This is a genomic window from Bacillus cereus, assembly GCF_002567495.1.
Classification (GTDB): Bacteria; Bacillota; Bacilli; order Bacillales; family Bacillaceae_G; genus Bacillus_A; species Bacillus_A cereus_AQ.
Genome location: NZ_NVAP01000038.1, coordinates 180,297 through 194,771 on the forward strand (window position 1 = coordinate 180,297; position 14,475 = coordinate 194,771).

The window sequence follows — 14,475 nt, forward strand, 5'->3', positions numbered from 1 at the left end:
ATGTATTTATTAAGTTCTATAAACGAAAATGAGTGTCCTCTAATAATCCCAAATTAAAAACCTTAGCATAGATATACTAAGGTTTCTTGCATTTTTATAATGAATGAATTCTTTCATAGTCTTTTTTAAATTGATTATCATTTTTTAACCAACTTTTAAAAGTTGGTTCCTTTATTTCTAAAATGGAACAAGTTTTAGCGATACATTTATTTTTCATATATTCCTTAAGGAAATTTTGTTTTCTCTGCTTAACAGCAGCTTGAGTTCTTTTTAGCTTTCGATCTTTTAATTGATCTAGACTTAGTCTTTCTTTCTGAAATTCTTCATATTTTCTATGCAGATAAATATCTTTGTCTTTATAAATCCACTTTGAAAATAGTTGTATTGGTTTTCTTCCGGTTAAAATGACGCGATAATGTTTATTTTGATTTAGTAAATCGGCTGGTAAATTATGATTTTGTAGTACCTGATTTAAAGAATTCATAAAGTTATATGATCCTCCTACAAAGCTTACTGTATAAGTTTCATACTTGACGTAACCATCCCCATCAAAATATCCACGAACAAAATGATGTAAATATTCTTCTGGTACTAAAGGAAATTCAATGTCAAAAGATTTACATGGCATGATTCCGTGAATATTCATTAGATCGTCTTTTATTACTTTGCTATTAATGTTTAGCATATATACGCCTGTTTTTTTATTTCGATATAGTGGCTGGTTGTTGCTTAGTTCTTGTTTTATATCTTCTAAAATGTAATTTTCTTTTTGAGATATACTGACACATTGATTTTCTTTCTGTATAACACCATCTGCTGCTATAAACCCTAAAATATAAGCCATATTGTTTGACCACGTTTTAAAATAATTTTCCGTTATGTCATACTTTCTCTTCCAACTCCCTATAGCGCGCCTTGGAACGTTACTGTCTGATAAAACCATACGAATATACCTTGCAGATACATTAGCAAGTGTAGCTATTTCTGAAGTACTCTTTCCTTCTGCATATTGCTGCGTTATTTCCGATTTTGATAGTTTACATTTTGAGTTCTTTTTTCTCTCTATTTGCACTTACATCCTCTCCTTCCTTTCTTATATTAGAGACATATTTTCTTCTATAACATACAATGAAACGTACGTTCTTTTTTGCGTATAAGAAGGAATTTACTAAATAAAAACAATTTACATGTACTTAATATTTGTCTTAGCTGCTGCTGTGCGACTTGTACTTTATAGATACAAATAATGAATTTGACGGATTTATGAAATACAAGGCATTTTAGATGAAAGGTAAAATGATATAGTTTAAACTACAAATAGCTACAATAACAACATACGTATATTGTTAATCGTAAAAAGGAGAACGAATGAATAAGAAATATACAAATCAAATTCATACTGATATGAGTTTTAAACCGAAAGATATTATAAGTTTAATGACGGATTACTTTAAAATAAAATCAAAGCTGCGTCCTATAAAGGATTTGCCTATCGTTTTATCAAATAAAGATAATGAATCGTTAGAGAGTGTTACATGGTTTGGCCATTCTGCTTCTCTTTTGAAAATAGAAGGTAAAAAACTGTTATTAGACCCGATGTTTGGAGATGCCTCTTCCCCATTTCCCCTGTTTAATAGTAAACGCTATAGTGGTGCTTTTCCTTTAGAACGTGATGACCTTCAAGAAATTGATGCGATTATCATTTCTCATAATCACTATGATCATTTGAATTACAAAAGTATTATGCAGTTAAAAGATCGCGCAAAGCACTTTTATGTTCCAACCGGAGTTGCACAATATCTTATTAAATGGGGTGTTTCACCTAGTAAAATTAGTGAGCATAATTGGTGGGACGAAATTACGTTTGATAATATTAAGTTAGTATGTGCGCCTGCAAGACATTTCTCTGGACGTGGTATGACAGATAGAGATTGTTCATTATGGTGTTCATGGCTTATTCTTGGTCAAAAGACTAAAATTTTCTTTAGTGGTGATAGCGGTTATGCCCCTCACTTTAAGGAAATTGGTGATAAATACGGTCCATTCGATCTTACATTGATGGAATGCGGACAATATGATTCGAGGTGGTCTGCGATTCATATGTTGCCTGAAGAAACTGTACAAGCTCATATTGATGTTAAAGGAGAATTACTTCTTCCAATTCACTGGGGTGCTTTTACGTTAGCATTACACGAATGGAGTGACCCGATAGAACGTGTTACGCAAGAAGCCAACCGTTTAGGAGTTAAAATTACAACGCCTCAAATTGGCGAATCTATTACGTTAAAATCTACAGACTATCCTAGGTATGCTTGGTGGCGAAAAGTCTAATTATAATAAAAAGCGAATCTGTCTTATATAGAAGATTCGCTTTTTACTTATTGCTTATAATGTATCGTTTACAAACTGATTAAACTTGTCTATTTCTTCAACGAATGGATTATGATTACTTTCTTCAAATTTAGTTAATACTGCGTTCGGGATTAAATTTGCTATTTCACGAGAAAATATGTAGGGACATTGTGCATCATGCTTACCACAGTATATAAAACTTGGGATTTTTACGAATTTAAGTTTCTGACGAACATCATAATCTTTATATTCAACTTGTCTAAAATAATTTAACCGATTGCCAACTGTCTTTCCGCTATTCGGCAATTTTAATGCCTCTTCAAGCTTTTCTTCAGAATAAAAAGACATAAGTGCCCACTCTCTACTTAATGTTTTTCTTTCTTCTTGTAATGTACTATCTTCATTTAATGCATTCATAATTGATACGATTCTATTAAAATTTCCATTTTTATTACAGTATATACTATCTTTATGAGATGCATATTCCATACTCGCCGCTGCGCCACCAACAATTATTTTCGTTAAACTTTCTTGTGCTTCAGTCGCATATACAAGAGCTAACATCCCTCCTGTCGAATGACCAGCAAACCCCCACTTATTAACATATAAAGCTTCCCGAATCGCTTCTAAATCTTTAACCGTTTCCGTCATACTATATTCAGAATCGTTATTTGCTAAATCTGACTTGCCACAACCCTTTAAATTAACTAAATATACGCTATAAAAATCAGTGAACGGGTTTGCAAAAGTATTTCCATTATCGTTATACTCGCTATACATATGTGTAACGCATAAAGGCGGACCTACTCCCTTCACAAAATACTCGAACTTGCCTCTAGTAGTCTTGATAATATTTGTTTTCCACATATTGAATCTCCTGTCTAAAATTTTTATTTCTAACTGCTTTTTAGAAGTGAATTCATAAATAAAAATATTACTTTACTATATTGGATTTCCCACTATCTAAAACTCTATTTGTAGGTACACTGGACATTTCAATTACTGTATTCATGCTCTTATCAGTTAGTTCAATGAGTTCGTTTTCATGTTTTATTTTATTTAAGTCCCACACCATTCCATGAAATTCATTATGCTGACCACTTACCTTTATAATACTTTTCGTTTTATTTGAAGGCTGTATTTGAAGATTTGTAAATTGATTCCCACTAATTTCATTTGGCGTAGTTACTTGACTATCCATATAAATCATATTTACACAGTCTTCTAAAGAAAAGTTCATAAAACGATTAGCATTTATCCAAGCTTGTCCAGTATTTGGTTTTTTCGCTACTAATTTCAGTCCAGTTTCCATTCCTGCAATTTTAATATTTTCGAAGTTAACAAACGAAATTTCATTTTCTTTTCCGGCGGAGTATAAAGAAATTCCGGTACCTTTATTCGTTTCCGTCCAATTGATAATATTTATATCTTTTATTTGTGTTTTGTTCCAAGTATTATAATATATATTTTTACCGTCTAAATAAATAACTTCAGAGTTAAATTTAGGATCGTCAATAGCTATATAAGCTCCTTCTATGGATGCGTTTTTCTCTAGTTCTAGAACTCTAAAGTTTCCCTCAACCACAAATTGTGATCCATAACCAAATAATAATTTTACACCTTTTTTAACAATGATTGGTGACGTGATTTTATACTTTTTATCATCGAGCAACACTGTTTTAATTTTACTAGACTCTGCTTTATTAATAGCAGATTGTATTTTTATTGAGTCATTTTTCCCTTTAAAGTCTTCTACATACAAGTTAGTACTTTTAGATGCATAGTCTTTTTTGTTGTATTGATAAAAAGCAAAAATAATTAAAACTATACCAATGAGTAAAACAATTATTTTCTTCATCGTACTCACCCCATATCGATTAATCTATGGCTTTTATATTTAGGTTATTATTATTTTACTTTGTATTTCAAATTACCATTGCTGCTTTGTCTATGAATTATATTATGTATGATTTAGTAAACTGTTTTACTTTACCAATACCTCATTCTTATAATCTATTAATTTATGATTCGATAAAACATAAATTATACTTGTACATAATGAAATCCCTTCCTCTATCCTTAATAAGCTCTTACTGGCGATATAAGATGTACTGCTGCAGATTGCTCTCCTGCTTCAATCAATATCGGTCTCATAGAACCACCAAAGCTTAAAGTAATCGTTTCTTCTTTTAACGCTCTTAAAGCATCAACCATAAAACGCCCATCGAAAGATATATTTAATTGTTTTTCACCTTGAATCGCATCTATTTGTTGCGTCTCAGATATTTTCCCGATTTGAGAAGCGTTAGAAGAAATTTTTATTGTGGATTCGTTTATGATTTCTAAATTAACATTATTATTGGTCCATTCACTTGCTAATAAACTTGATCGGTCTACGCCTTGTAATATCTTTTTTCTATCTACGTTAATAACCGTTTTAAATTCATTTGGAATGAGATTAGAAATGTTAGGATATTTCCCTTCAATTAGTCTTGAATATAATGTAGTTGTTCCGAGCGTAAATATAATATGACTCTCTGAAAGGTAGATATATACGAATTCCGAATTGCTGTTCATTAATTTTAGAAGTTCACTAATGGTTGCGCTTGGTACAATACAATTTGCTTTCACATCTGAAGAAAGTAATGTTTCGTGTATAGCTAGTCTATGTGAGTCAGTTGCAGCACAAATTAACTTATTATTAGATAACTCTATATGCACCCCAGTAAGAACAGGTCTAGATTCATTTTTTGCTACCGCAAAGACAGTTTGTTTAAATACTTCAATCAATTGCTCTGTCTCTACTTGTATTTCTGCATGATTGTCTATAAGTGGTACATTCGGAAACTCATTGGCAGCAAATCCATTTAAACTTAATGTAATTTCGTCTGATTGTATCGTAATTGTTTGCTCATTCTTACTTTTTATTACTATATCACTTGGCATTTTCTTTATTATTTCAATGAAATACTTTGCAGGTACAACAATAGTTCCTGCTTTTAAAATAGTTGCAATCTTTTCGTCTTCAATTGAAACAGGAATGAATTTTTCGATAAAAATATTAGAGTTACTTGCAATTAAAGTAATTCCAGATTGATCTGCAGTTATTTTTATACCAGATAATATAGGAATTAAAGATTTCGTTGATATTGCTTTATTGACTTCTGAAAGTGCTTGAGTGAATTGTTTGTGATTAACGATAAACTCCATGTTTCCCCCGCCTTACATGAGATACTATTTTTATGAAGATTGATGAACGATTGTTCCATTAAAAAAGTAAGGTACTGTTTCTTTCCTTTGCAAAAAATCTAGTAAATGTTCTGGTATGCGTAAATATGGTGCTGCTTTATGTAATTCCATCCACGTAATCTCTTCGATTTCTTTTGGTCTTGATATATATGTCTCTCCGCCGATTATTTCACCTAAAAAATTAAAGAAAATTGCATGATGATCTCTTTCCTCGAAAAAGGCTTCACTGATAGAACAAATCCCATTTACGGTTATATGTAGCCCTGTTTCTTCTTTTACTTCTCGAATTACTGCTTCTTCTAACGTTTCTCCTAATTTAACTGCGCCACCTGGTAATGTGTAATAAGAACCATTTTCCCCTTTGTTTTTTACCATTAAGATTTTTTCGTTAGTTTTATCGTACAAAAGCGCGTATGTAACATTAACTCTTTTCATAAGTACCTCCTCTACTTTAAATAAAAGGAATTTTCTGTCTTCTGTTCATTCTACCATTAACTCGTTTTAATATATATAAGTTAGTTGTGTCTTGCCTTTACCGTTATTTGGGGAATTAATAAGAAATGGCTACCTTTGGATTAAAAAAAGAACGTATTTTAGGGGGATTTTCTTAAATACGTTCTCGAAGTTTTTGAATAGAAGTTGATTAAATTAACACTAGTATTAATAATAACCCCGTCCTTATTTTGAGACGGGGTTAAACTTATACAACAAATTGGATTCTAAATTAATCTTTCTTTAGATTCATTTCAAATACATACATATGAAACCATTATTTTTTGTTAATAGACAAAGATGTTTACTTCCCAATTTCACAAAGTAATTTTATCTCTTTGATTTGTTCTATGTGGCGCTGTTCATGCAAATAGATCAGTTCTATCCACTGATCAAGAAGTAATTCTCCAAGAGCTGGATGCATCACTGATTTATTCGTGAGTCTAGATTCATCTTCTATTGTACTAAGGAAACGCATCAATTCTTTTCTTGATTCGTTTAACATATCTATCATTTGCTGCACTACAAATGGTTCTAAACTTGGTTCAATCATTTCTGGAGCTGTAAATTTTATCGATCTATCTTGTAATATAGAATGAATTTCTCGACGCTCTTTTAAGGTGCTATCAACCTTTTTTAATCCAGATGAAATGACCTTTATAACCCTCTCATCTAATAAAACTACGTGATGACATACTTGTGCTATACTCCATTGATTACTGTCTGGCTTACTATTGAATTGAGCATCATTTAACATCGTAATTTCCTCGAATAGATTTTTTCTGATTTCATAAAACTTGTCATTTACAAATGAATTCATAAGAATTCCCCCTTCATCTGAATGCCCACATTTATATTCCTATTTTAGATATATTCGCTATAAAAAAAGAGTTTCCCGTCACTATTACTCCAATCCTATCTTTTCTTGCTTTAGGAGTGCTTCTAATTCGCAGCAAGATGTATAAGTTTACTCAAGATTCTCTTTTAAACGCATAATCAAAAAGGATAACATTCTAACTACTAACGTTAATACATTCTATATACTTTATAGCCTTTTTTCTAAATAATAATGATTATGTCCTTTCGGATGATCTTCACTTACTCCAATTACTTTATATCCATGTTTCTTATAAAAATCAGGAGCTTGGAAACTAAAAGTATCTAAATTGATTAACCTACACCCTTTTTCAATTGCAAATTTTTCAATACGATTTATTAGTTTACTTCCATATCCTTCGTGTCTATATTCTTCCGAAACCCATAGAAATTCAACGTGTACATGGTGCCAAAAAGTTATTGCTGTTACCCCACCTACAATTTCTTCTTTTTCATTTCTCACTATAAAACTAACCTTTTCTGAAGGTGTTTTTTCTTCATATGCGAGACATTTTTGATTGTATTCAATTACTTTCTCTCTTATGTAATCACTATCTTCTTGTACCCACTGCTGCGCTATTTTCATTTTAAGTATCACGCTCCTTTTCACTTATCTATTCAATTTTATAATGATATTGTCCTGTCTTTCATGAGTTAGTAAAGAAACAAAGTTAACGTAATAAAAAAGGGCCCCAGCATAAGGACCCTTTTTAGAATTAAGCTATTTTTCGATGTAAATGTTTTATTTCCTTTTTCTTCTCTACATTCGGCGGACGAATTAATATAGAAACAATAAAGGAAATAACGCTTAGAACACCGATTATGATGAAGGTTGGTTGAAATCCACCAAGTATTGCTCCGATAAATGAACCTGCAAGTGCACCAAACCCGAAACCTTGGTATACAATCCCGTAATTTGTACTATGGTTTTTTAATCCGAAGAAATCTCCGACAATAGCTGGGAATATAGTGATATTACCGCCGAAGCAAAAGGCGACACTTGCTACACAAGCGAAATAGATTCCGTAATTTAGCGGAATAAAGCTTAAAGTAAAGACTGACAATCCTATAATAATAAACGTTGCAGAGACAATTTTAATTCGGTCGATTTTATCTGATAACGTCCCAAGAATGATTCTACCTACTGTATTAAAGATTGCAATCATAGCAACGGCGTTTGCAGCGGTTGCTGCGCTAAGTCCAACGAGTTGTACGCCGATATCTTTTACCATACTGATTAAATACAACCCCCCCATACACGAGGTGAATAACATAAAAAATAGCAGATATACTTGTTTCGTTCGCATCATTTCACGCGGAGTATAGTCATTGTGTAATGTTTCAGTTACAGCATTACTTACAATTGCCTCACGTAAGAAGAATGATCCAATTAATACTAAAAGTAACACGATAATACCCCAATATAAGAATGCTTGTGATACACCAAGGTTATCGATAAGATTTCCGTTTATATATCTAAAGATTAAGCTGCCCATTCCATATGCTGATACAGATATACCTGAAATAAGTCCTTTTCGATTTGGAAACCATTTAATTAAATTAGATAGTGATGTAATATAAGCTGTTCCATCCGCATAACCAACAACGACACCAGCTAATAAATATAGTAGTGGTAAGGAAGAAACTTGTGAACTAAGTATTAAACCGAGTCCTAAAACAATTCCTGCAGTAGCGATGAGTTTCCGAAGTCCTAATTTTTTCTGCAACTTTGCTGCAAATAAGGTTGAGAATGATAAAGAAAAACTTGTTATGGAGAAAGTTATCGCTACTGAATTAAGGTTCCATCCAAACTTACTTACAAGGGGTTGATTAAATAAACTCCATGTATAAATTGTTCCAAGGCCAATTTGAACAATAATTGTACCTAGAACAATTAATAGAGGATTTATAGAAGTTTGTTTCATACTAACTGTCCCCTTCTTTTATCTTGACATGAATTTTCACAGTTAGTATATCCATTGAAAAATACAAGATACTGTACGGAAAATGGAAATTACATTTATATACACAAAAAGACACTTCATAAAGAAGTGCCTTTTTGCAGGTTATATCAGATATTTCTAAAGAAAGCTTTGTTAAGATAAGACATTTTCAAATGCTTATGTATATATGTTATCAAATGATTTCTTATATGTGATGGGACTTAAGACGTATTTTTCATTCATCATATAGTCGGATGAGAAATTAATATTCGATTTCATCAAAATCCTTCGGCTGCGGTACAGTTTGCATATTAGCTGCATCTTTTGGATCGCTATAAATTGCATTTTGCTCTGTATTTACATCTTTAATATTTTGCTTTTTATTTTTACTCACTTTATCTTTCACTTTAAATCACTCCTTTTTGTTATAGGAGTAATTATGCCCTATTACTGCTACTAAATGTATCTGCGACTAAATTGCTAAATTCACGTAAATAATATAAATAATTTCCGCCGCCGTAGTTATATCTTTTATTATACATTTTCGCAACAACTACATTATATTCAGGTATTACTAAAATAGTCGGTCCTGTAATTCCTAATATTTGATAAGAGCCTTTTGGAACACGTTCGCCAAGCTCACTTAATTGTGCAGGTTCATTTTGGACGAACCAAAACAACCCATTTTGTGGCAGGTCCCAATTTTTATAAGACGGGCTTTGCAAACTTGTAGCAATTTCTATAACTTCTTTTGGTACAAGTTGTTTACCATGTATCATACCTTGATTTAAATGCAGATTGCCCCAATACGCAAATTCTCTAGCTGAAACAAATAGATTTTTTTCAGTACCATCATCTATCGTACCAATTTCACTAATCGCGTTTTTATTTGGATCATTGACAACTTTAACTAAATTTTCATCTTGCTGAATCTTCCAACCTGTTTCTTTGAAGTTAGCAGGTTTAAATACACGATCCTTTAATAAATCAGGAAAGCTTTTATTATAGAGCTGATAAATGAGACTTGTCATCATTCTTACATTAATATCTCTATACGCCCAATCTTGTCCAGGTTCAAATTCACGAAAAATAGTCCCGTCATCCATTTCGCCTAGACCATGCGAATGAGTTACTAAATGTCTTATCGTTGTTTTACCAAGTAATAGAGGATTAAAGTCTTTAAAATATTTTATTGCCTCATCATCAATGGAGTTTATTTTCCCTTCATAAAGAGCGTACGCTATCATTAACCCTAAATAACTTTTTCTCGCAGAAGCGACATTAAACTGCGAAGATGCTGTTACCTTTTTACTATTAAATGTATTTGAGTGATATCCATTATAATGTTCTAGCACAATTTTGTTATCTTTTATAATACATAGTGCTGTAGCAGAACTATGACTTTTTTCTTTTATATTCTCTACCCAAGAAATCAACTTTTCGTATGTATACAAATAAATCCCCCTTAATACTAATACAAAATTACAACATGAAAGAAAAGTATAAACAGTATTTACACCTTTCTTTCATATGAAATATTAATGATGTACTATATTTAAATAACCCACCAGTTCCAGCAATTAAAGCAACCAAAACATCCAGCACAGCCTCCGCATCCACCACATCTGCCGCCGCCGCAACCGCCACAGCGTCCACCACAACCTCCGCATCCACCACAACGACGTACATCACCTTGAATGTAATAGTATGGATATTGACTTTGTTGTTGATCCCAATACACAACATTACCAGTTTGATAATCATTAAGATTTAATGTTTGTAGTTCATGTTGAAACTGATTCATTACGAACCCCTCCATTTATAAATATAAATTCCGCCCAAACGTTAAAGTTTATATATTTTTGTAAACGAAATAGAAACAAGACTATAGATTAAATGCGTACATCAACAAAATATGAACTTACACTAGGTGATGTACCTTGTTTTTCAGCCTATTTTCTTTATATCCTTTCGATGGACGTATTTACTATAAATAGAGGGATTTAAAAATTACTTATCCAACAATTTAGTAGTTCATCATTTAATTTTCTTTCTAGTAATTCTTTAACTGAAGGCGTTGGCATGTTTTTATGAGTAGTTAAAGATTCTTTACTGTAATCTATCCAATGAAATGCTAAATGAGACTCGCTAGAGTGTGGTGTTAAATCCGTATGTAACTCTTGTGAATCTACTTCAAAAATGTGATTAATTTCATGATGAAGCACTTCTTTATCTTGCCATTGATTTTCTATGACTCCTAAAAATTGTTGTATACTACAGTTTACTCCAAGTTCTTCTCTTAACTCTCTTATTAATGCGTTCTCTGCTGATTCACCAATTTCAACATGCCCCCCTGGCAAGAAATAATGATGGCCAATATATTCAGCGACTAATAATTTTTCATCTTTTATCACGACTGCTCGTACAATATGATGGAATTTACTTTTCAATTGATATTCCTCCTAGTCATTCAATCTATAATAGTTAAACAAATAAACGATACACTTGCTCACCATCATAATCATGGCCTAATGATTGAAAACCGTAACGTTCATATAGTTTCTTTGCAGAGATATTATCTTTATGTACTGTTAATCTAATTTCTTTACACGCCTTACATGTGTTTTTGATTAAATAAATGCTTTCTTGCAATGCTGCTTTTCCATAACCATTACCTTGCTGCTTTTGATCAATAATAAATCCGTTAATCCAATACATATCCGATGTCTCTCTAACAACAGCATGCATAACAAAACCAACCATAAGGCCACCATCGTATATAGCGAATGGCATGTACTCTACATTGTCACCATCTGGTTTTATATATACTTTAGCAAGTGAAACTGCTACGGCGGGGACAAATTTCCTTTGATCTTCTTTAACTTGTAACTTTAATGCATCTTCCCAATTGTCTCTTGTAACAACCTTTAACTGGACATTCAATATTGTAAGCTCCTTTATATAGAGGATGTATTTTTATATTCAACGTAGTGAAATAATTCCCTTTTTCGACAACAACTTATAACATAGTTTTTATAAAATCTTGAATGAATTTTTCTGCATCTATTTCTAAAGCTATACGGGCTCCTTCAGATATAGAGTTAGGGCGAAAATCTGCAAATGTTTGTCCTTTCGTATCTCCGTATGTATCTACATTCACTGTACGATGCACAAGTTCAAAAAAATTTGGATTTACTAATCCACTTATAGCAACCACATCGTGTAGCAAAGGTCCTTCAATAGATGGATTAAGTTTTTGGTATGCAGATAAATAGTAATCATACATTGGTTTCATTATCATATGAAATGGATTCTTTGTATTAGCTTGGATGAAATTAAATACATTTGGTGTTAAAACTGCTTTGTTTGTTACATTTAAAGGGAATATTAATAAATTCTTTGCTTGCTGAAAAACAATTTTACTTGCTATAGGATCTCCATACACGTTTGCCTCCGCTAATGGTGTTACATTTCCTACTTCTAAAAAGACGCCACCCATGAAATAGATTCCTTTTACATTTAGCATTAAGTCATTCCATAAATTAAAAGCAATCGCTAACGAGGTAGATCTTCCTACATCGACAATCGTTAAATCTTTTCCATACTTTATAAGAATCGAAGCAATACTACCAAAGTTGTATATTGGGATAGATAATACGCTTTCTGGAACATGGATGGGCCCTAATCCTTCTGACCCGTGAATTTCAGGGTAATACGTAGTAATTTCTTCTGTAAGTGGTTTTGTTGCACCACTAATTACCGGAATGTCTTGTCTATTTGCTAACTGTAAAATATACGCTGCATTATGTGCAGCATGTATATGCTCAACATTTCCGTATCCAGTTACAATACCGACAATTTCAATTTCGGGATGCAGTAAACCATACATAATAGCAAATGAGTCATCAATACCTGGGTCTCCGAAAAATAATACTTTTTCCAAGAAATACTCTCCCCTCATAAAAAATAGATTCATCAATAGCTATTTATATGAAAAAAGCAAGTATATCTATGCAAAGTTTAAAATAGATTATGTTTTACAAGATATAAAAAAGGAACTAGCATATGCTAATTCCTTTCCCTAGGTAACTATTCTCAAATTTGATTATTTATCATATCCTTCATACATTTCATCATTTATTAGATTTTGTGTTTTTTTATCATCAGGTACAGGTTTCCACCAATTTCCCGTAATAAATAGCATAGTTAATAAATTGTAACTATCACTAAAATAGCTTTCTCTCTTATTCTTCATCCAATCCCATCCACTATTTACCCACTTTTGATTATTACTACTTGTTATACTTGCAGCAATAAATGGTGAAACAAATACAGCAGTTGAATAACTACCGATATTTGATCCGTTTAATTGATAACCATCCACAATTTTAGAAGGATTTCCATTCGTTTTATTTTGAATCCATGAAGAAACTTTATCAGAGATGACTTTACTTCGCTTCTCACCGTACATCGCATAGTCCATTACAATTCTCAACGGTACCCGACTAGCATTGTAATAATATGCATTTGTATATTCTGACTCATCTAAGAAATCTTTAGGTGCGGGTTGTGGTGGGCTTTTTACAACAAAATCTGAAATAAGCCCTGTATTTGGAGAGTACTTATTACTAAATTGCGTATAAACATCGTACAAATTATTAATAACAGTAAGCCAAGTTTTATCACCTGTAAATTCATAAAATGCTCTAAGGTGTGACATCATCCAATCAGATGGTCTCGTATCAAGTGAACTTTTAGAATCCCAATCTCCTAAATTTAGTCGGTTATTATTTGTAACATTACTAGCTTTAATACCTTTTGTAATCATGTCTTGTGCTTCTTTCAAATAATTAACCGTTCCATTTGATCCCCACTGCTTATGAGCAAGAAGAAGAGAATACGCAATATCTAAATCTCCATCAGTAGCAGAATCAAAATGGCCTTGTGCTTTTTTATTATCTGCTACAACCCAACCCATTAAATTAGGGTTTTGAGAGCTTTTAAAAGTTCTTGCTGTTTTAAATAAACCGTCATAGATTTTTTGGGCATTTGAATCATAACCAGCCATTAATACGGTAATAATCATTCCATACCCTTGACCTTCTGAAGTTCCAAGTGGCTTAAACCCATCAGCATCACCTGTAATCTCTCCTTTTACATAATAACCACCAGGTAAAGAAGATAAGTCATTTTTTAAATATTTCTTTTTCCAATTATCGTAGTAACTTATTACTGAAGCATTTAAACTTTCCTGTGTAACATGATTCGGTTTTATAACACCTGCATAATTAACTTGTTGAGGAAATGGTTTCATTTCTTTTGTGGTCGCTACTTGTTGATTATTTACGGAGATAGAATTTTGTACTGAATTGTCCGTTCCATTTGCTGCAAAACTAGAAGTAGAAAAACTAGCTAGTCCGATTCCTATAATAGAAATACATGTGAAAACTTTTCTTTTTCCATTCATTATGTTGTCATCTCCTTTTAAAATGCTTACTACATAAAATGTAACATACAATATTTAACTGAAATACAAAATATTATATTTATCAACATAAGAAAG

At 32.0% G+C, this 14,475-nt stretch carries 16 protein-coding genes; 1 reads left to right on the forward strand and 15 read right to left on the reverse strand.

The annotated features are described in order from the left end of the window. Window positions 1-94: 94 nt before the first annotated feature. Window positions 95-1,072 carry an LAGLIDADG family homing endonuclease gene (locus COK05_RS17760; RefSeq protein WP_098613631.1) on the reverse strand — a complete coding sequence of 326 codons (978 nt, stop codon included), beginning with the start codon at window positions 1,070-1,072 and terminating at the stop codon, window positions 95-97. Between the two features lie 296 nt (window positions 1,073-1,368). On the opposite strand from COK05_RS17760, the gene COK05_RS17765 reads away from it, so the two are divergent. Further along, window positions 1,369-2,331 (forward strand): MBL fold metallo-hydrolase, encoded by a 963-nt coding sequence (locus COK05_RS17765; RefSeq protein WP_098613632.1) that lies wholly within the window; start codon window positions 1,369-1,371, stop codon window positions 2,329-2,331. A 54-nt stretch (window positions 2,332-2,385) separates the two neighbouring features. Here COK05_RS17765 and COK05_RS17770 read toward each other — a convergent pair whose 3' ends face one another. From COK05_RS17770 to COK05_RS17835, 14 genes are all read right to left on the reverse strand, one after another. Continuing rightward, window positions 2,386-3,219 carry an alpha/beta fold hydrolase gene (locus COK05_RS17770; protein WP_098613633.1) on the reverse strand — a complete coding sequence of 278 codons (834 nt, stop codon included), beginning with the start codon at window positions 3,217-3,219 and terminating at the stop codon, window positions 2,386-2,388. A 67-nt stretch (window positions 3,220-3,286) separates the two neighbouring features. Beyond that, window positions 3,287-4,210 carry a hypothetical protein gene (locus tag COK05_RS17775; RefSeq protein WP_098613634.1) on the reverse strand — a complete coding sequence of 308 codons (924 nt, stop codon included), beginning with the start codon at window positions 4,208-4,210 and terminating at the stop codon, window positions 3,287-3,289. Between the two features lie 221 nt (window positions 4,211-4,431). Next, window positions 4,432-5,562 (reverse strand): DNA polymerase III subunit beta, encoded by a 1,131-nt coding sequence (dnaN, locus tag COK05_RS17780; protein WP_098613635.1) that lies wholly within the window; start codon window positions 5,560-5,562, stop codon window positions 4,432-4,434. Between the two features lie 30 nt (window positions 5,563-5,592). Continuing rightward, window positions 5,593-6,036, reverse strand: a complete 444-nt coding sequence (locus tag COK05_RS17785; RefSeq protein WP_098613636.1) for an NUDIX hydrolase — start codon at window positions 6,034-6,036, stop codon at window positions 5,593-5,595. Window positions 6,037-6,397: 361 nt separating this feature from the next. Continuing rightward, window positions 6,398-6,913: a DinB family protein gene (locus tag COK05_RS17790; protein ID WP_098613637.1), complete on the reverse strand. Its 516-nt coding sequence runs from the start codon at window positions 6,911-6,913 to the stop codon at window positions 6,398-6,400. 225 nt (window positions 6,914-7,138) lie between these two features. Next, on the reverse strand, window positions 7,139-7,555 hold the full coding sequence (locus COK05_RS17795) for a GNAT family N-acetyltransferase (RefSeq protein WP_098613638.1): 417 nt from the start codon (window positions 7,553-7,555) through the stop codon (window positions 7,139-7,141). 130 nt (window positions 7,556-7,685) lie between these two features. Next, on the reverse strand, window positions 7,686-8,894 hold the full coding sequence (locus COK05_RS17800; RefSeq protein ID WP_098613639.1) for an L-lactate MFS transporter: 1,209 nt from the start codon (window positions 8,892-8,894) through the stop codon (window positions 7,686-7,688). Between the two features lie 280 nt (window positions 8,895-9,174). Next, window positions 9,175-9,318, reverse strand: a complete 144-nt coding sequence (locus COK05_RS31390) for a hypothetical protein (RefSeq protein ID WP_000653685.1) — start codon at window positions 9,316-9,318, stop codon at window positions 9,175-9,177. Window positions 9,319-9,349: 31 nt separating this feature from the next. Beyond that, window positions 9,350-10,366: a serine hydrolase domain-containing protein gene (locus COK05_RS17810; RefSeq protein WP_098613640.1), complete on the reverse strand. Its 1,017-nt coding sequence runs from the start codon at window positions 10,364-10,366 to the stop codon at window positions 9,350-9,352. 101 nt (window positions 10,367-10,467) lie between these two features. Further along, complete coding sequence (locus tag COK05_RS17815) at window positions 10,468-10,716, reverse strand: heterocycloanthracin/sonorensin family bacteriocin (protein WP_141539149.1); 249 nt, start codon at window positions 10,714-10,716, stop codon at window positions 10,468-10,470. A 199-nt stretch (window positions 10,717-10,915) separates the two neighbouring features. Continuing rightward, window positions 10,916-11,362 (reverse strand): NUDIX domain-containing protein, encoded by a 447-nt coding sequence (locus COK05_RS17820; protein WP_098613642.1) that lies wholly within the window; start codon window positions 11,360-11,362, stop codon window positions 10,916-10,918. 34 nt (window positions 11,363-11,396) lie between these two features. After that, window positions 11,397-11,855 carry a GNAT family N-acetyltransferase gene (locus COK05_RS17825; RefSeq protein ID WP_098613643.1) on the reverse strand — a complete coding sequence of 153 codons (459 nt, stop codon included), beginning with the start codon at window positions 11,853-11,855 and terminating at the stop codon, window positions 11,397-11,399. A gap of 76 nt (window positions 11,856-11,931) precedes the next feature. Further along, window positions 11,932-12,855 carry a nucleoside hydrolase gene (locus COK05_RS17830; RefSeq protein ID WP_098613644.1) on the reverse strand — a complete coding sequence of 308 codons (924 nt, stop codon included), beginning with the start codon at window positions 12,853-12,855 and terminating at the stop codon, window positions 11,932-11,934. Between the two features lie 162 nt (window positions 12,856-13,017). Then, window positions 13,018-14,379, reverse strand: coding sequence for a glycosyl hydrolase family 8 (locus COK05_RS17835; RefSeq protein WP_098613645.1), 1,362 nt, complete (start codon window positions 14,377-14,379; stop codon window positions 13,018-13,020). Window positions 14,380-14,475: the final 96 nt, after the last annotated feature.